Below are 16,621 nucleotides of genomic sequence, written 5' to 3' on the forward strand. Positions count from 1 at the left end.
TGTTATCAGCGTCCTTTCCACACCGGATCGCGTTTTTCCGCAAACGCCTGCGGTCCTTCGAGCGCATCTTCGGAGTGCAGCACTGACGGATAGTGCTTCAGCACGCCGCTGCGGATGTAGCGGTAGCCTTCTTCTACCGGCATTTCGCTGGTCGAACGGTAAATCTCTTTCAGCGCGGCGATCGCCAGCGGGGCGCTATTCACTAGCTGCTGCGCCAGTTCGCGCGCACTATCCATCAGTTCGCTCTGGCTGACAACGCGGTTGACGATACCCCAACGCAGCGCTTCTTCGGCACTCATTCGTCTGCCGGTCATCATCATTTCGTTGACGATAGCCGGTGGCAGTAGCTTCGGCAGACGCAGAACGCCTCCGCTGTCAGGTACGATCCCGAGCTTGGCTTCCGGTAGCGCGAAGCTGGCATTTTCCGCGCAGACGATAAAATCCGCCGCCAGCGCTAATTCAAAACCACCGCCAAACGCATAGCCGTTTACAGCAGCGATGACCGGTTTATTAAGGTCGAAAATTTCGGTTAAACCGGCAAAGCCGCCTGGGCCAAAATCGGCATCCGGCGCTTCACCTTCAGCCGCTGCTTTTAAGTCCCAGCCCGCAGAAAAGAATTTCTCACCGCCGCCGGTGATTATCGCTACGCGTAATTCCGGGTCATCACGAAAATTAAGAAACGCTTCACCCATGGCAAAGCTGGTTTTGGCATCAATGGCATTGGCTTTAGGCCGGTCGAGGGTAATTTCCAGAATCGGGCCGTTACGGGTCAGATGTAATGATTCACTCATAGTTCATCTCCAGATAAATAGATTTCCCGGCAGGAGGAATTCCTACCGGGAGGGTTATTTCAGATTTTTTTTGATTATTTTTCCTGAACAATTGCGCGGCAGGTCGGTTCTTATCTCCATAAACGAGGGAACCTTGAATTTCGCCATATTGTTTTCGCAGAAGCTGAAGAACTCGGCTTCGCTTAATGTTTCACCTTCATTAAGGACGATAAACGCTTTAATGGCTTCATCACGGATTGAATCTTTAATACCGACAACCACAATGTCCTGAATTTTCGGATGCGCAGAAATAATATTTTCCAGCTCGACGCAGGAGACATTTTCTCCGCCGCGTTTAATCATGTTGCAGCGTCTGTCGACGAAATAAAAATAGCCATCCGCATCCTGATAGCCCGAATCTCCGGTATGTAACCAGCCTTCAGGTTCCAGCGCTTTGGCGGTAGCCTCCGGCTGGGCATAGTACTCTTTGAAGATTGTTTTGCCCGGCACGCCTTTAATACAGATTTCGCCAATTTCTCCGGCGGGCAGGGGACGGTTGTGATCGTCACGGATTTCAGCTTCATAGCTAAATCCCACGCGGCCAATGGAGGGCCAGCGTCGTTTGTCACCGGGACGGTCGCCGATAATACCGACGATGGTTTCAGTCATACCGTAGGAGGTCAGCAGCCTGACGCCAAAGCGTTCGGTAAAGGCGTCTTTTTCCTGTGCGGATAAATTGAGATAGAACATTACCTCGCGCAGGTGATGCTGTCTGTCGGTTGGCGCGGCAGGTTGTACCATCAGTGTTCTGATCATCATCGGAATGCATTCGGTAACCGTCGCCTTATATCTATGCACCTGATTCCAGAACGCCCTGGCACTGTACTTCTCTAGCAGCACAAAGGTGCTGCCAGCGGAGAATGCGGGCATTGCGGCGGTACACTGACAGTCGATATGAAAAGCGGGCATCACCGTCATGTAGACGTCATCATCGCGCAGAGCGATTTGCCAGGAAGTGTAGTAGCCTGCAAAACGCAGGTTGTAGTGGGTAATCACCACCCCTTTAGGCCGTGAAGTGGTGCCTGAGGTAAACAGAATTTCCGCCGTATCGTCAGTGGATAACGCGGGCGTATAACACAGCGTAGTCGACTGGCGGGATTGCAGTTGGGTAAAGTGGCTCACGCCGTCGTCAACCGGAAGCTGTTCGCCAATCAGACAGATATGATTAAGCGGTGTGGTATTTTCCAGCCGTATCTGGCGGTACATAGGATAAAACTGGGCGCTGGTGACCAGCAGGCTTACCTGGCTGTTTTGCAGGATCCAGGCACTTTCTTCGCCCAGTAAGCGGGCATTAATCGGTACCATAATGGCGCCAATTTTTGCCAGCCCAAACCAGCAAAAAATGAATTCCGGACAGTTATCCAGATGCAATGCGACCTTATCGCCCTTGCGGATCCCTAAGGAATGGAAAAGGTTTGCCGTGCGGTTAATCTCTTCATTGAGCGAGGCATAGCTAAACTGCCGAACGACTCCTTCGCAGGATTCGAAAATTAACGCCGTTTTATCTCCGTACACCCCGGCCAGGTCGTCCCACATCTGACGTAAGTTTTGTCCGCCAACGATATCCATATTGCTTTATCCACTGAAATCAGGCGTGAGCGCTAACCCACTCGCGGGTCAGCGCGTCGCGTTTATTCCTCAACTCTGGCCAGGCCTTTGCCGACCAGCTCATTTATGTCTGCTTCGCTATAACCAATGTTTTTCAGAATGGCGGCAGTATCCATGCCATGTGACGGCATGCCACGCCAGATTTTCCCCGGGTTGTTTTTAAATTTCGGCATGATGTTTGGCCCTTTGCAGGTGCGGCCATCCATTGTTTGCCACTGAGTAATGGATTCACGAGCAACGTACTGAGGGTTGCCTTCCAGTTCCGGAATGGTCAGCACCTTCGCGCAGGCGATATTCAGCTCAGCAAAGCGCGCCTGGACTTCGGCGATGCTGTGTGTTGCCAGCCACGCGTCCAGTTTCTCTTCCACGAGCGGACCGTAAGGGCATTCCACGCGATGGATAAGCTGGGTGCCTTCCGGGACTTCCGGTGTGCCAAGAATGTGGGCGAGGCCAATATCTTTGAAGCACTCGTTGATTTGCGTGATGCCGACCAGCTCCATGACGATATAGCCATCGGCGCATTTATACAGGCCGCAGCCAGCGTAATACGGGTCTTTGCCTTTGGTCATGCGTGGGCAAATTTCGCCGCCGTTGAAGTAATCCATCATGAAATACTGACCCATGCGCAGCATCACCTCGTACATGGCGATATCGATGCTTTCACCTTTACCCGTTTCGCGGACTTTGTGCAGAGCCGCCAGCGCCGCTGTCGTCGCGGTCATCCCGGAGAAGTAATCGGCGGTGTACGGAAAGGCTGGCATTGGCTGATCCACGTCACCGTTTTGGATCAGATAGCCACTGAACGCCTGTGCGATGGTGTTATACGCCGGAAGATTGGTGTACTCCTCGGTACCAAACTGGCCGAAGCCGGAAAGGTGGGCGATAACCAGTTTCGGGTTATGTTCCCACAGCACTTCATCGGTAATACCGCGGCGGGCAAAGGCCGGGCCTTTACTGGCTTCAATGAAAATATCGGTGGTTTCCATCAGCTTCAGAAACGCTTCCCGGCCTTCATCTTTGAAAATATTCAGCGACAGGGCATGCAGATTACGGCGTGATAGCTGCGGATAGTTAGGTTGCACGCGGATGGTATCGGCCCATGCGACGTTTTCAATCCAGATAACCTCAGCACCCCATTCGGCGAACATCTGTCCGGCGAACGGACCGGCAATTTCGATCCCTGAAAAGACAACGCGTACCCCGGATAGCGGGCCGAAGGATGGCATTGGTAAATGATTCATCATTTTTCTCCTGGCTTTTTTTGTAGGCCCGGTAAGCGCAGCGCCACCGGGCATATTGCCGGATGGTGGCGTAAACGCCTTATCCGGCCTACGAAACGAACGAATCAACGGTATTGCTTCAATACCGCACGACCCAACGTCAGGATCTGCATTTCGTCAGAACCACCAGAAACACGGTCAACGCGCAGGTCACGCCAGAAGCGCGTGATGCGATGGTTACCCGCGATACCCACGCCACCCAGCACCTGCATGGCGGTGTCTACCACTTCAAATGCCGCGTTGGCGCAGAAGTATTTGCACATGGCCGCGTCGCCCGAGGTAATAGTGCCGTTATCCGCTTTCCATGCGGCTTCCAGCAGCATGTTTTTCATGGAGTTCAGTTTGATCGCCATGTGCGCGAACTTCTCCTGAATCAGCTGGAAACGGCCGATCGTTTCGCCAAACTGTACGCGTTGGTTGGCATAACGCGCTGCGTCTTCAAAAGCGCACATTGCCGTACCGTAGTTGGTCAGTGCGACGAGGAAGCGTTCATGGTCAAACTCTTCTTTCACACGATTGAAGCCATTACCTTCCCGACCGAACATGTCTTTCTCGTCCAGTTCAACGTCATCAAAGGTGATTTCACAGCAGCTATCCATGCGCAGACCGAGTTTCTCCAGTTTGTTGACCTTGATACCCGCCTTGCTCATGTCAACAAACCACTCGGTATAAACAGGTTTATCCGGCGATGCACCATCTCTCGCCATCACTACGATGTACGGGGTATAGGCGCTACTGGTGATAAAGCACTTACTGCCATTAAGATAAACCTTACCATTTTTGCGTGTATAAGTGGTTTTCAGACTGCCAACATCCGATCCCGCTCCCGGTTCGGTAATTGCAGAGTTCCACATCTGCTTACCTGTTCCCTGGAACGCCATGATTTTATCGATTTGTTCCTGAGTCCCTTCACGCAGGAAGGTGTTAAAACCCCCCGGTAACTGGTACAGCACATAGGTTGGTGCGCCAAGACGTCCGAGTTCCATCCAGACGGCGGCAACGGTGACAAAACCGGCTTCCAGCCCGCCGTGTTCTTCCGGGATCAACAGGCTATCGATGCCCATATCTGCCAGTGCTTTTACAAAACGCTCAGGGTAGACGCTGTCGCGATCGCACTCGGCAAAATAAGCTTCCCAGTTCTCACTGGCCATCAGTTCACGAATACCGGCGACAAACAGTTCCTGCTCGTCATTTAAGTTGAAATCCATCTTTCAGCCTCTTGATCAATTGGGTTAATAAGAATTACTTGTCTTTCCAGTGCACTTTGGCGTCTTTAATAAAGGACAGCGTCACCATGATGTTGACGAAGAACAGCGGGCATCCTCCGGCGATAATTGCGGTCTGAATGGGCTTCAGCCCACCCAGCGCCAGCAGAACGATGCCGATGACGCCGACCAGAACGGACCAACCGATACGCACCAACAGCGGCGGTTCTTCACCATCACGAACTTCGCGACAGGTGGACATCGCCAGGGTGTAGGAGCAGGCGTTAATTAGCGTGACGGTGGCAATAAAGCAGAGGATAAAGAAGCCCCACATGGTGGCGGTGCTGAATGGCAAGGCGGCCCAGGTTTCGATAATGGCGCGCGCCACGCCGTGTTGTTCAATCAGCTGCGGGATGTTGAGAATGTTTTTATCCATCAGCAGCAGCGTGTTGCTGCCAAGGACTGTCCACAGGATCCAGGTGGAAGCGGTCAGGCCCAGCACCATCCCAAAGCACAGTTCACGTACGGTACGACCACGAGAAATACGCGCCAGGAAGATACTCATCTGGATGGCGTAAATGACCCACCACGCCCAGTAGAAAACAGTCCAGCCCTGCGGGAATCCGCCTTTGCCGATGGCATCGGTATAGAACAACATGCGCGGCAGATACATCAGCAGCATGCCGACCGAATCGGTGAAGTAGTTCATGATGAAGCTGGCGCCGCTGACGATAAACACCCAGCCCAGCATCAGGAAGCTCAGGTAGCTACGCACGTCGCTGGCGATTCTGACTCCTTTTTGCAGGCCACAGGCTACGCAAATGGCGTTCAGAATGATCCAGCAGGTAATGATGATGGCATCTAATTGCAGCGTATGCGGAATACCGAACAGCCATTGCATACACTCGGTTACCAGCGGCGTCGCCAGACCGAGGCTGGTACCCATCGCGAAGATCAGCGCCACCAGGTAGAAGTTATCAACGATGGTGCCGAACAGCCCTTTCGCATGCTTTTCGCCCACTAACGGTACCAGCGTAGAGCTGGGACGGATGACGTCCATCTTGCGCACAAAGAAGAAATAGGCGAAGGCCACGGAAAGGAAGCTGTAGGTTGCCCACGGCAACGGCCCCCAGTGGAACAGGCTGTACGCCAGACCGATCTCTTTCGCACCCGTGGAATTGGGCTCCAAAGCGAACGGCGGGGTAGAGATATAGTAGTAGATCTCGATGGAACCCCAGAACAGCACCGCGGCGGATGTACAGGAGGCGAACATCATAAAAATCCAGCTGGCGGTACTAAACTCGGGTTTTTCGTCGCCTAATTTCTTTTTGGCATACGGGCCAAAGACTAACCAGAACCAGCCGAAGAGCATGACGACCATATACCATTCGAATGCCCAACCCCAGACGTTGGTGACATAACTGAATACCGCATTAATAACGACGTTAGCGGCATCAAGATCTCTTACTGTTAGCCAACAAAGTATCCCAACAATTATTAATGGCGGAAAAAAAACCTTCGGTTCAATTCCCGACTTTCTCTTTTCATTTTTCATAAGTGAATTCCAGTGTGAAAACGAAATTTATTTAGCGTGCCCGTATGTGATCGTTTGTTTATTTATTATTAATGATTTGTTGATGACTTTTTAACCTCTGGGGCGCCTCAGTGAGTAACTCATAATGGGTATTCATTTCCGGCTATTCTGTTATGTGCGTCACACTTTTTTATGCTGGTTATTTTGTCTGGAAATCTAGATAATTTCCTTATTAATCATAATCTTGATATTGGTTTTTTAACTTTTTTAAGTGACTGGCGTTCAATATTGTTGAACCAGCAGACAATATTGAAAATTTTCATATTTGACGTGATTCTTTCAATATTGGTGAGGCATGTAACACTATTGAAAGTTACGAATTTCAATGTGTGACATTTTCAATATTGGTGATTAAGGTTTTATTTCCGAATTAAAGAGCGTGATATCTGTATTTAACACCGCCGATATAAATACGTTTCCTTCATGATTTCTGGAGATGCAATGAAGATAATTACTTGCTACAAATGCGTACCTGATGAGCAGGATATTGCGATTAATAATGCTGATGGAACACTCGATTTCAGCAAAGCAGATGGCAAAATCAGCCAATATGATCTGAATGCGATCGAAGCGGCTTGCCAGTTAAAACAGCAGGTGGGAGAGGCTCAGGTTGTGGCCATGAGCGTCGGAGGCAAAGCGCTGACCAATGCAAAAGGGCGCAAAGATGTGCTTTCCCGTGGCCCTGATGAACTGATTGTTGTCATTGACGAGCAATTTGAACAGGCGCTGCCGCAACAAACAGCCACTGCGCTGGCTGCCGCCGTGCAAAAATCCGGTTTTGATCTGCTTATTTGCGGCGACGGTTCTTCCGATCTTTATGCTCAGCAGGTTGGTCTGCTGGTGGGCGAAATGCTGGACGTGCCGGCGATAAACGGCGTGAGCAAAATCCTCTCTCTTACCGACAGCACTCTGACGGTAGAGCGTGAACTGGAAGATGAAGTTGAAACCCTGAGTATCCCGCTTCCGGCGGTTATCGCGGTCTCTACTGACATCAACACCCCTCAAATCCCTTCCATGAAAGCCATTCTTGGTGCGGCGAAAAAACCGGTTCAGGTTTGGTCACCTGCAGACATTGGGCTGAACAGCGTGCAGGCGTATTCCGCACAGCAGGTTGCTGCGCCGAAACAGCGCGAGCGTCAGCGCGTTGTAATTGAAGGTGACGGTGAAGAACAGATTGCCGCGTTTGTCGAGAATCTTCGCAAAATCATTTAATTATCAGGGGATGTTATGAACAAATTTTCCAGTATCTGGGTATTCAGCGATACCCCTTCTCGTCTGCCGGAACTGATGAAAGGTGCGCAGGCTTTAGGCGAAAAAGTTAACACGTTTGTGCTCAGCGATGCGGACAGTGCAACGGCATGTCATTTAGGCGCGGATCATGTCTGGCTGCTCAGCGGCAAACCAGAAGACCGTATGGTTGAAGACTACGCCGATGCGATGGCCGAAATCATTCGTCAGCACAGCGAGGGCGGCGCGGTGCTGCTGCCGAATACACGTCGGGGCAAGCTGTTAGCGGCAAAGCTGGGCTTTCGCTTGTCGGCTGCAGTCTCAAATGACGCCAGCGCAGTCGCGGTGCAGGATGGAAAAGCGGCGGTCAAACATATGGTCTACGGCGGCCTGGCGATGGGAGCAGAAACAATCGCTTCACCGTTTGCCGTGATCACTCTCAGTAGCGGAACATTTGACGCGCAGCAACCGGATACCGCTCGCAGCGGTGAGGTGCACACCGTCCAGTGGCAGGCTCCGGCCATTGTCGCGACCCGTACGGCAACTCAGGCGCGTCAGAGCAACAGCGTCGATCTCGACAAAGCCCGTCTGGTGGTCAGCGTGGGACGCGGTATTGGTAGCAAAGAAAATATCTCGCTGGCAGAAGCGCTGTGCCAGACGATTGGCGCTGAGTTGGCCTGTTCCCGTCCGGTGGCGGAAAACGAGAAGTGGATGGAGCATGAACGCTACGTCGGCATCTCCAACCTGATGCTTAAGCCTGAACTGTATCTGGCCGTGGGGATCTCAGGGCAGATCCAACATATGGTCGGCGCCAACGGCGCACAGACGATTTTCGCCATCAACAAAGACAAAAATGCGCCGATTTTCCAGTATGCAGATTATGGCATCGTTGGCGATGCGCTGAAGATCCTGCCTGCGCTGACGGCTGCCTTAGCGCGTTAAACCATTCGGGCAGGATGCGAAGGTATCCTGCCGCTGACAGGAGTACGTATGTCCGAAGATATCTTTGATGCCATCATCGTGGGTGCAGGTCTGGCTGGTTCGGTTGCGGCGCTGGTGCTGGCTCGGGAAGGTGCACAGGTGCTGGTTATCGAGCGCGGCAATTCTGCTGGCGCGAAGAATGTCACCGGTGGGCGCATGTATGCGCATAGCCTGGAGCGCATCATTCCCGGTTTTGCTGAGCAGGCCCCCATTGAACGCATAATCACCCACGAAAAGCTCGCCTTTATGACCGACAAAGGGGCGATGACCATCGACTATTGCAATGGTGAAGAGGCCGCATCGTCGCAGGTTTCTTATTCCGTCTTACGTAGCAAATTTGACGCCTGGCTGATGGAGCAGGCCGAGGAGGCGGGCGCCCAGCTCATCACCGGTATTCGTGTGGATAACGTTGTGCAGCGCGAGGGTAAAGTCGTGGGCGTGGAAGCCGACGGCGATATTCTGGAAGCCAAAGTGGTGATCCTCGCCGACGGGGTGAATTCTCTGCTGGCTGAAAAGCTGGGTATGGCAAAGCGCGTCGAGGCATCGCATGTTGCCGTCGGCGTAAAAGAGCTGATCGAACTGCCAAAATCGGTAATTGAAGATCGTTTCCAGTTACAGGGGAACGAAGGTGCAGCCTGCCTGTTTGCCGGATCGCCAACCGATGGGTTGATGGGCGGTGGCTTTCTCTATACGAATGAAACAACCCTTTCTCTGGGGCTGGTCTGCGGCCTTCATCACCTGAAAGACGCGAAAAAATCGGTCCCGCAAATGCTGGAAGATTTCAAACAGCATCCGGCGGTTGCCCCACTGATCGCCGGTGGCAAGCTGGTGGAATATGCCGCGCACGTCGTACCTGAAGCCGGTATGAATATGCAGCCTGAACTGGTGGGGGACGGTGTGCTGATTGCCGGTGACGCTGCCGGAATGTGTATGAACCTCGGCTTTACCATTCGCGGTATGGATCTCGCCATTTCCGCAGGCGAAGCGGCGGCGAAAACGGTGCTTTCAGCGATGAAGCGTGACGACTTTAGCAAGCAGTCGCTGGGTGAATACCGTCAGCATCTGGACGATGGCCCGATGCGCGATATGCGTATGTACCAGAAGCTTCCTGCTTTTCTTGATAACCCGCGCATGTTTACCGCCTATCCCGAAATGGCGGTCAGTATCGCACGCGACCTGTTCACCGTAGATGGTTCCGCCCCAGTGCCAATGCGTAAAAAAATCCTGCGCCATGCGAAGAAAGTGGGCTTCATCAACCTGATGAAAGATGGCCTGAAAGGAGTGACCGTATTATGACATCTCCCGTCAATGTGGACGTCAAACTGGGCGTCAATAAGTTCAATGTCGATGAAGACAGCCCACATATCATTCTCAAAACCGATCCTGATAAACAGGCGCTGGCAGTGCTGATTAAGGCCTGTCCAGCGGGGCTGTATAAAAAGCAGGACGACGGCAGCGTACGGTTTGATTATGCCGGATGTCTGGAGTGCGGAACGTGCCGCATTCTCGGACTCGATACAGCGCTGGAAAAGTGGGAATACCCGCGTGGGACATTTGGCGTGGAGTTTCGCTACGGTTAATAAGTACGAGGTTGTGCACCCGTAGGCCGGATAAGACGCGCTAGCGTCTTATCCGGCAATCATGTGACGCCAGTGCCGGATGGGGGCGTAAACGCCTTATCCGGCCTATAGATGACGCTTTGCCCGTGTTGAAACAGGAAGTCGCTATGCAGCAGCCCAGGAACTTTGATGACATCAAATTTACCTCTATTCACCGCCGGATAATGCTGTGGGGAAGCGGTGGGCCATTTCTGGATGGTTATGTGCTGGTGATGATTGGCGTGGCGCTGGAACAGCTCACGCCAGCATTGAAACTGGACGCACAGTGGATTGGTCTGCTGGGCGCCGGCACTCTCGCTGGTCTGTTTGTGGGGACGTCGCTGTTTGGCTACATTTCCGATAAGGTCGGGCGGCGCAAAATGTTCATCATCGATATTATCGCCATTGGCGTGATATCGGCAGCAACCATGTTTGTTTCCTCGCCCGTTGAGCTGTTGGTGATGCGCGTGCTGATCGGCATTGTGATTGGTGCCGATTATCCGATTGCTACCTCGATGATTACCGAGTTCTCCAATACCCGCCAGCGCGCTTTCTCCATCGGTTTTATCGCCGCGATGTGGTATGTCGGCGCTACCTGTGCCGATCTGGTCGGTTACTGGCTTTATGATGTTGAGGGAGGATGGCGCTGGATGCTGGGCAGCGCGGTGATCCCCTGTATTTTGATCCTGATTGGGCGCTTCGATCTTCCTGAATCGCCGCGCTGGCTGCTGCGTAAAGGTCGGGTGAAAGAGTGTGAAGCGATGATGATCAAACTGTTCGGCGAACCGGTGGTGTTCGACGAAGAGGCGCCGCAGGAGACGCGTTTCCTTCAGTTGTTTAATCGCCGACACTTCCCGTTTGTCCTGTTTGTTGCCGCTATCTGGACCTGTCAGGTGATCCCGATGTTCGCCATTTATACCTTTGGTCCGCAGATTGTTGGACTGTTGGGGCTTGGTGCCGGGAAAAGCGCCGCGTTGGGCAATGTGGTGATAAGCCTGTGCTTTATGCTGGGATGCATTCCGCCCATGTTCTGGCTCAATAGCGCGGGTCGCCGACCGCTATTGATTGGCAGCTTTATTATGATGACGCTGGCGTTGGCTGTGCTGGGGTTAATTCCTGATATGGGGGCGTGGCTGGTGGTGCTGGCGTTTGCCGTGTACGCGTTTTTCTCGGGGGGACCGGGAAACCTGCAGTGGCTATACCCAAACGAACTGTTCCCTACCGACATTCGCGCGTCTGCCGTCGGGGTGATTATGTCCTTAAGCCGCATCGGTACTATTGTTTCAACCTGGGCGCTGCCGGTATTCATCACCAAATACGGTATCAGCAATGTCATGCTGATGGGCGCAGGAATTTCGCTGATTGGCCTGCTTGTGTCCATCGCTTTCGCCCCGGAAACGCGAGGTCTGACGCTGGCGCAAACCAGTCAAATGACGATTCGCAGTAAGCCCGTGACCAGGGCAGGCTATTAGGAGTGTTCTGTATTTTCCCTGCAACTCAGTCAGTTAGCCTACAGTTAACTGGGTATATCACTGAAAACAACTGAAAAGCAGGGAGAACACCATGCAAAAACATATCCTGATCACCTCAATTTTTACCGCAGCAGCACTGTTTACCGTGGCCGGTTGTTCCTCAAACCAGGCGGTTAAAACCACCGATGGCAAAACAATCGTCACTGACGGCAAACCACAGGTTGATGATGATACTGGTCTGGTGTCGTACAAAAATGCCCAGACGGGTAAGACGGAACAGATTAACCGCGATCAGGTTAAGGATATGAGCGAACTGGACAACTAGTTCAGTTTTCTCCATTCAGCCACTCAATAATATTGACTGTTAGCCTGTGGATTAAGTGACTAAACTCACTGTTATTACAATAATGCAGTGACACAGGCTAATCATGATTCTCATCATTTATGCGCATCCCTATCCGCAACATTCGCATGCGAATAAGCGGATGCTTGAACAGGCAAGGACGCTGGAGGGCGTGGAGATACGCTCGCTATACCAGCTCTACCCCGACTTCAATATCGATATTGCCGCTGAACAGGATGCGCTGGCGCGCGCTGATTTGATCATCTGGCAGCATCCGATGCAGTGGTACAGCACACCTCCATTACTCAAGCTGTGGATGGATAAAGTCCTTTCGCACGGCTGGGCGTATGGCCATGGTGGTACTGCGCTGCACGGTAAACAACTGCTGTGGGCGGTGACGACCGGCGGCGGTGAAAACCACTTCGATATTGGCTCCCATCCCGGATTTGATGTGCTTTCTCAGCCTTTACAGGCAACAGCGCTCTATTGCGGCCTCAAATGGCTGCCGCCGTTTGCGATGCACTGTACGTTTATCTGTGATGATGAAACGCTGCAAGCGCAGGCGCGTCACTACAAACAGCGTCTGATGGAATGGCAGGAGGCACACCATGGATAGCCATACGCTGATACAGGCGCTGATTTATCTCGGATCGGCGGCGCTGATTGTACCCATCGCCGTACGGCTGGGATTAGGGTCGGTACTGGGGTATCTCATCGCCGGATGCATTATCGGACCCTGGGGGCTGAGGCTGGTGACGGACGCCGAATCCATCCTGCATTTTGCGGAGATCGGTGTGGTACTGATGCTGTTTGTCATCGGTCTGGAGCTGGATCCGCAACGTTTGTGGAAATTGCGGGCATCGGTGTTCGGCGGCGGTGCGCTACAGATGGTGGTTTGCGGCGGCTTAATTGGTTTGTTCTGTATGTTCCTCGGCCTGCGCTGGCAGGTAGCGGAACTGATCGGCATGACGCTGGCGCTTTCCTCAACGGCCATCGCTATGCAGGCAATGAATGAACGCAACCTGATGGTTTCGCAAATGGGCCGCAGCGCGTTTGCCGTGCTGCTGTTCCAGGATATCGCCGCTATTCCATTGGTGGCGATGATCCCGTTACTGGCGGCGAGCGGCGCATCGACTACGCTTGGGGCGTTTGCATTGTCAGCCCTGAAGGTAGCGGGCGCACTGGTATTAGTGGTGGTATTGGGGCGTTATGTCACACGTCCGGCCTTGCGTTTTGTTGCGCGTTCGGGCCTGCGGGAAGTATTCAGTGCCGTTGCGCTGTTCCTCGTGTTTGGCTTCGGTCTGCTCCTGGAAGAGGTTGGCCTGTCGATGGCGATGGGGGCCTTTCTGGCCGGGGTGCTGCTGGCAAGCTCTGAGTATCGCCACGCGCTGGAAAGCGACATTGAGCCATTTAAAGGATTGCTGCTGGGACTGTTTTTCATTGGCGTGGGGATGTCTATCGACTTTGGTACGCTGATTGATAATCCCTTGCGCATTATCATTTTGCTGGTCGGTTTCCTGGTTATCAAAACCGTCATGCTGTGGTTGATAGCGAAACCGTTGCAGGTGCCGAACAAGCAGCGTCGCTGGTTTGCCGTATTGTTAGGGCAGGGCAGTGAGTTTGCCTTTGTGGTGTTTGGCGCGGCGCAAATGGCAAATGTGCTCGATCCTGACTGGGCGAAATCGCTGACGCTGGCGGTGGCGTTGTCGATGGCGGCTACGCCGATTTTGCTGGTGATTTTGACGCGTCTGGAAAAATCGGCGACTTCGGAAGAGCGGGAAGCCGATGAAATCGATGAGGAGCAACCGCGGGTGATCATCGCTGGATTTGGGCGATTTGGCCAGATAACCGGTCGTCTGTTGTTGTCGAGTGGGGTCAAAATGGTGGTTCTTGATCATGACCCGGACCATATCGAAACGCTGCGTAAATTCGGGATGAAGGTTTTCTATGGCGATGCGACCCGGATGGATCTGCTGGAGTCTGCCGGGGCGGCGAAAGCTGAAGTCATTATTAATGCCATTGACGATCCGCAAACCAGCCTGCAGTTAACCGAAATGGTGAAAGAGCATTTCCCGCATCTGCAAATTATTGCTCGTGCGCGCGATGTGGATCATTACATCCGCCTGCGCCAGGCGGGCGTGGATATGCCGGAACGCGAAACCTTTGAAGGTGCACTGAAGACCGGACGTCTGGCGTTGGAGGGTCTCGGGCTTGGGCGCTATGAGGCACGTGAGCGGGCGGACGTATTCCGCCGATTCAATACCATGATGGTAGAGGAGATGGTGAAAGGGGAAAATGACGCGACTTCCCGCGCGGCCGTTTATAAACGCACCAGCGCAATGCTGAGTGAAATTATTGCGGAAGATCGTCAGCACTTATCGTTAATTCAACGCCATGGCTGGCAAGGCACGGATGAAGGTAAGCATACGGGCGACGTCGCCGATGAGCCGGAAGTGAAACCGTCAGCATAGGGTAAAAAATGTGATGTTCTGCAAACTTTACTGCTAATTGGCTGTTTTTGAACTACTGTAATGCTGGCGTACCACCTTAAATAGGTCGGTTCGCCAGCAGAACGGAAAATTTTCCTGTTCATCCTCTTTCCGCCAGTCGACGAAAGATTGCGCTTTCCGTATAGTGGCGACAATTTTTTTGTATCCGGGAAATATTCAATGATCAGTCTGATTGCGGCGTTAGCGGTAGATCGCGTCATCGGTATGGAGAACGCCATGCCGTGGAACCTCCCTGCCGATCTCGCCTGGTTTAAACGTAATACCTTAAACAAGCCGGTTGTCATGGGACGCCACACCTGGGAATCCATCGGGCGACCGTTACCTGGGCGTAAAAATATCGTCATCAGCAGCAAGCCTGGCACTGACGATCGTGTGCAGTGGGTGAAGTCTGTTGATGAAGCCATTGCGGCCTGCGGTGATGAACCAGAGATTATGGTGATTGGCGGTGGGCGCGTGTATGAGCAGTTCCTGCCAAAAGCGCAGAAGCTGTATCTGACGCACATTGATGCTGAAGTCGAAGGGGATACGCATTTCCCGGACTACGAACCGGATGACTGGGAGTCGGTGTTCAGTGAATTCCACGATGCCGACGCGCAAAACTCTCACAGCTACTGCTTCGAGATTCTGGAGCGTCGTTAATCCTGTAAGTGCCGGATGGCGGCGAAACGCCTTATCCGGCCTATTCTTGTGCCAGATGTAGGCCTGATAAGCGTAGCGCCATCAGGCATAAATCTCTCAGGCGTTGACCGCTTCGCCAGGATCCAGATTCAGATGGCGATTTGATGGCTGCACAAAGTACTGTTTGTCTTCCCAGCGCAGACAGGTGAGATCGCCTCCCCAGCAACACCCCGTATCCAGCGCGTAAATACCTTCTGGTGTGCCTTTGCCTTCCAGCGATGCCCAGTGCCCGAATGCAATGCTGTACGCTTCACTGACAGGTCCAGGAATGGCAAACCATGGCTTCAGCGGGGCAGGCGCGTCTTCTGGTGACTCTTTGCTGTACATATCCAGTTGACCGTTGGGGAAGCAGTAACGCATGCGGGTAAAGGCGTTGGTAATAAAACGCAGGCGTGCCAGCCCGGTCAGTTCCGGGGTCCAGTTATTGGGCATGTCGCCGTACATCGCATCAAGGAAGAAGGGATATGAGTCACTCGACAACACGGCTTCAACATCGCGAGCACAGTCTTTTGCCGTCTGCAGGTCCCACTGTGGGGTGATACCGGCATGTGCCATCACCAGCTTCTTCTCTTCGTCCACCTGCAACAGCGGTTGACGGCGGAGCCAGTTAAGTAATTCGTCGGCATCCGGTGCTTCGAGCAGCGATGTGACCCTGTCTTTAGGTTTATTACGACTGATACCAGCAAATACGGCCAGCAGGTGTAAATCGTGATTACCCAATACCAACCGCACGCTGTCGCCCAGTGATTTCACGTAGCGCAAAACGTCCAGCGAGCCCGGCCCACGAGCGACCAGATCGCCGGTGAGCCATAGGGTATCTTTTTTGGAATTAAAGTCTACCTGATGCAGCAAGGCTACCAGTTCATCGTAACAACCGTGAACGTCGCCAATAAGGTATGTCGCCATAGTTATTGTTTTAATGAATGAGTGTTGGAACGGCGAGTCGGAATACGGGAATGTCGATGGTAAAGGCGATGCCTTGTTCATCGATCATTTCGTAGTGACCCTGCATGGTGCCCAGCGGCGTTTCAATCACCGCACCGCTGGTATACTGGTACTCTTCGCCGGGTTCGATATGGGGCTGGACGCCAACCACGCCTTCACCCTGGACTTCTGTTTCGCGGCCATGACCATTAGTGATTAACCAATAACGCCCCAACAGCTGCACAGGCGCTCGCCCCAAATTGCGGATAGTTACGGTGTAAGCAAAAACGTAACGTTCATCATCAGGTGAGGATTGCGCCTCAATGTAGACGCTTTGTACCTGAATGCACACTCGGGGCGAATTGATCATG

Annotated in this window: 16 protein-coding genes; 9 read left to right on the forward strand and 7 right to left on the reverse strand. The window is 52.9% G+C overall.

What is annotated here, in order from left to right; translation table 11 throughout:
• Nucleotides 1–5 precede the first annotated feature (5 nt).
• The 5 genes from caiD to caiT all read right to left on the reverse strand — a co-directional run bounded on the left by caiD (nucleotide 6) and on the right by caiT (nucleotide 6,478).
• Nucleotides 6–791 (reverse strand): crotonobetainyl-CoA hydratase, encoded by a 786-nt coding sequence (gene caiD, locus OGV57_RS13055; protein ID WP_003845683.1) that lies wholly within the window; start codon nucleotides 789–791, stop codon nucleotides 6–8.
• 54 nt (nucleotides 792–845) lie between these two features.
• Nucleotides 846–2,399: a crotonobetaine/carnitine-CoA ligase gene (gene caiC, locus OGV57_RS13060; RefSeq protein ID WP_003845685.1), complete on the reverse strand. Its 1,554-nt coding sequence runs from the start codon at nucleotides 2,397–2,399 to the stop codon at nucleotides 846–848.
• A 62-nt stretch (nucleotides 2,400–2,461) separates the two neighbouring features.
• Complete coding sequence (gene caiB / locus OGV57_RS13065; protein WP_032937510.1) at nucleotides 2,462–3,679, reverse strand: L-carnitine CoA-transferase; 1,218 nt, start codon at nucleotides 3,677–3,679, stop codon at nucleotides 2,462–2,464.
• A 104-nt stretch (nucleotides 3,680–3,783) separates the two neighbouring features.
• Nucleotides 3,784–4,926 carry a crotonobetainyl-CoA dehydrogenase gene (gene caiA, locus OGV57_RS13070; protein ID WP_003018898.1) on the reverse strand — a complete coding sequence of 381 codons (1,143 nt, stop codon included), beginning with the start codon at nucleotides 4,924–4,926 and terminating at the stop codon, nucleotides 3,784–3,786.
• Between the two features lie 34 nt (nucleotides 4,927–4,960).
• The gene (gene caiT / locus OGV57_RS13075) at nucleotides 4,961–6,478 is read right to left on the reverse strand and encodes an L-carnitine/gamma-butyrobetaine antiporter (protein WP_003018896.1); all 1,518 of its coding nucleotides are present in this window, start codon (nucleotides 6,476–6,478) and stop codon (nucleotides 4,961–4,963) included.
• A gap of 480 nt (nucleotides 6,479–6,958) precedes the next feature.
• On the opposite strand from caiT, the gene OGV57_RS13080 reads away from it, so the two are divergent.
• From OGV57_RS13080 to folA, 9 genes are all read left to right on the forward strand, one after another.
• Complete coding sequence (locus tag OGV57_RS13080; RefSeq protein WP_046670918.1) at nucleotides 6,959–7,729, forward strand: electron transfer flavoprotein FixA; 771 nt, start codon at nucleotides 6,959–6,961, stop codon at nucleotides 7,727–7,729.
• Between the two features lie 15 nt (nucleotides 7,730–7,744).
• On the forward strand, nucleotides 7,745–8,686 hold the full coding sequence (locus OGV57_RS13085; protein ID WP_054528046.1) for an electron transfer flavoprotein subunit alpha/FixB family protein: 942 nt from the start codon (nucleotides 7,745–7,747) through the stop codon (nucleotides 8,684–8,686).
• A gap of 48 nt (nucleotides 8,687–8,734) precedes the next feature.
• Nucleotides 8,735–10,021: an FAD-dependent oxidoreductase gene (locus tag OGV57_RS13090; protein WP_003018887.1), complete on the forward strand. Its 1,287-nt coding sequence runs from the start codon at nucleotides 8,735–8,737 to the stop codon at nucleotides 10,019–10,021.
• The gene (gene fixX / locus OGV57_RS13095) at nucleotides 10,018–10,305 is read left to right on the forward strand and encodes a ferredoxin-like protein FixX (RefSeq protein ID WP_003837369.1); all 288 of its coding nucleotides are present in this window, start codon (nucleotides 10,018–10,020) and stop codon (nucleotides 10,303–10,305) included. The genes OGV57_RS13090 and fixX overlap by 4 nt, the downstream gene beginning before the upstream one ends.
• Before the next feature lie 146 nt (nucleotides 10,306–10,451).
• Complete coding sequence (locus OGV57_RS13100; RefSeq protein ID WP_003845694.1) at nucleotides 10,452–11,795, forward strand: MFS transporter; 1,344 nt, start codon at nucleotides 10,452–10,454, stop codon at nucleotides 11,793–11,795.
• A 91-nt stretch (nucleotides 11,796–11,886) separates the two neighbouring features.
• On the forward strand, nucleotides 11,887–12,120 hold the full coding sequence (locus tag OGV57_RS13105; RefSeq protein WP_003018880.1) for a YgdI/YgdR family lipoprotein: 234 nt from the start codon (nucleotides 11,887–11,889) through the stop codon (nucleotides 12,118–12,120).
• A 103-nt stretch (nucleotides 12,121–12,223) separates the two neighbouring features.
• Nucleotides 12,224–12,754: a glutathione-regulated potassium-efflux system oxidoreductase KefF gene (kefF, locus tag OGV57_RS13110; RefSeq protein ID WP_003018878.1), complete on the forward strand. Its 531-nt coding sequence runs from the start codon at nucleotides 12,224–12,226 to the stop codon at nucleotides 12,752–12,754.
• A complete protein-coding gene (kefC, locus tag OGV57_RS13115; RefSeq protein WP_003018875.1) occupies nucleotides 12,747–14,609 on the forward strand; it encodes a glutathione-regulated potassium-efflux system protein KefC in 1,863 nt (620 codons plus the stop codon). Before kefF ends, kefC begins: the two co-directional genes overlap by 8 nt.
• Before the next feature lie 198 nt (nucleotides 14,610–14,807).
• Nucleotides 14,808–15,287, forward strand: a complete 480-nt coding sequence (folA, locus tag OGV57_RS13120) for a type 3 dihydrofolate reductase (RefSeq protein WP_003018873.1) — start codon at nucleotides 14,808–14,810, stop codon at nucleotides 15,285–15,287.
• A gap of 96 nt (nucleotides 15,288–15,383) precedes the next feature.
• On the opposite strand, the gene apaH is transcribed toward folA, so the two are convergent.
• Nucleotides 15,384–16,232, reverse strand: a complete 849-nt coding sequence (gene apaH / locus OGV57_RS13125; protein WP_003018869.1) for a bis(5'-nucleosyl)-tetraphosphatase (symmetrical) ApaH — start codon at nucleotides 16,230–16,232, stop codon at nucleotides 15,384–15,386.
• Nucleotides 16,233–16,242: 10 nt separating this feature from the next.
• Nucleotides 16,243–16,620, reverse strand: a complete 378-nt coding sequence (gene apaG / locus OGV57_RS13130; protein WP_003018867.1) for a Co2+/Mg2+ efflux facilitator ApaG/CorD — start codon at nucleotides 16,618–16,620, stop codon at nucleotides 16,243–16,245.
• Nucleotide 16,621 lies beyond the last annotated feature (1 nt).

This window comes from Citrobacter sp. Cf087 (assembly GCF_030334285.1).
In the GTDB taxonomy this organism is placed as follows: domain Bacteria; phylum Pseudomonadota; class Gammaproteobacteria; order Enterobacterales; family Enterobacteriaceae; genus Citrobacter; species Citrobacter freundii.

Bases quoted from the DNA above. Each gene is read 5' to 3' on its own strand.
- caiA (WP_003018898.1), bottom strand. From the start codon at position 4,926: ATGGATTTCAACTTAAATGACGAGCAGGAACTGTTTGTCGCCGGTATT.
- caiB (WP_032937510.1), bottom strand. From the start codon at position 3,679: ATGAATCATTTACCAATGCCATCCTTCGGCCCGCTATCCGGGGTACGC.
- fixX (WP_003837369.1), top strand. From the start codon at position 10,018: ATGACATCTCCCGTCAATGTGGACGTCAAACTGGGCGTCAATAAGTTC.
- folA (WP_003018873.1), top strand. From the start codon at position 14,808: ATGATCAGTCTGATTGCGGCGTTAGCGGTAGATCGCGTCATCGGTATG.
- OGV57_RS13080 (WP_046670918.1), top strand. From the start codon at position 6,959: ATGAAGATAATTACTTGCTACAAATGCGTACCTGATGAGCAGGATATT.
- kefF (WP_003018878.1), top strand. From the start codon at position 12,224: ATGATTCTCATCATTTATGCGCATCCCTATCCGCAACATTCGCATGCG.
- OGV57_RS13090 (WP_003018887.1), top strand. From the start codon at position 8,735: ATGTCCGAAGATATCTTTGATGCCATCATCGTGGGTGCAGGTCTGGCT.
- OGV57_RS13105 (WP_003018880.1), top strand. From the start codon at position 11,887: ATGCAAAAACATATCCTGATCACCTCAATTTTTACCGCAGCAGCACTG.
- kefC (WP_003018875.1), top strand. From the start codon at position 12,747: ATGGATAGCCATACGCTGATACAGGCGCTGATTTATCTCGGATCGGCG.
- OGV57_RS13085 (WP_054528046.1), top strand. From the start codon at position 7,745: ATGAACAAATTTTCCAGTATCTGGGTATTCAGCGATACCCCTTCTCGT.
- caiD (WP_003845683.1), bottom strand. From the start codon at position 791: ATGAGTGAATCATTACATCTGACCCGTAACGGCCCGATTCTGGAAATT.
- apaH (WP_003018869.1), bottom strand. From the start codon at position 16,232: ATGGCGACATACCTTATTGGCGACGTTCACGGTTGTTACGATGAACTG.
- caiT (WP_003018896.1), bottom strand. From the start codon at position 6,478: ATGAAAAATGAAAAGAGAAAGTCGGGAATTGAACCGAAGGTTTTTTTT.
- caiC (WP_003845685.1), bottom strand. From the start codon at position 2,399: ATGGATATCGTTGGCGGACAAAACTTACGTCAGATGTGGGACGACCTG.
- OGV57_RS13100 (WP_003845694.1), top strand. From the start codon at position 10,452: ATGCAGCAGCCCAGGAACTTTGATGACATCAAATTTACCTCTATTCAC.
- apaG (WP_003018867.1), bottom strand. From the start codon at position 16,620: ATGATCAATTCGCCCCGAGTGTGCATTCAGGTACAAAGCGTCTACATT.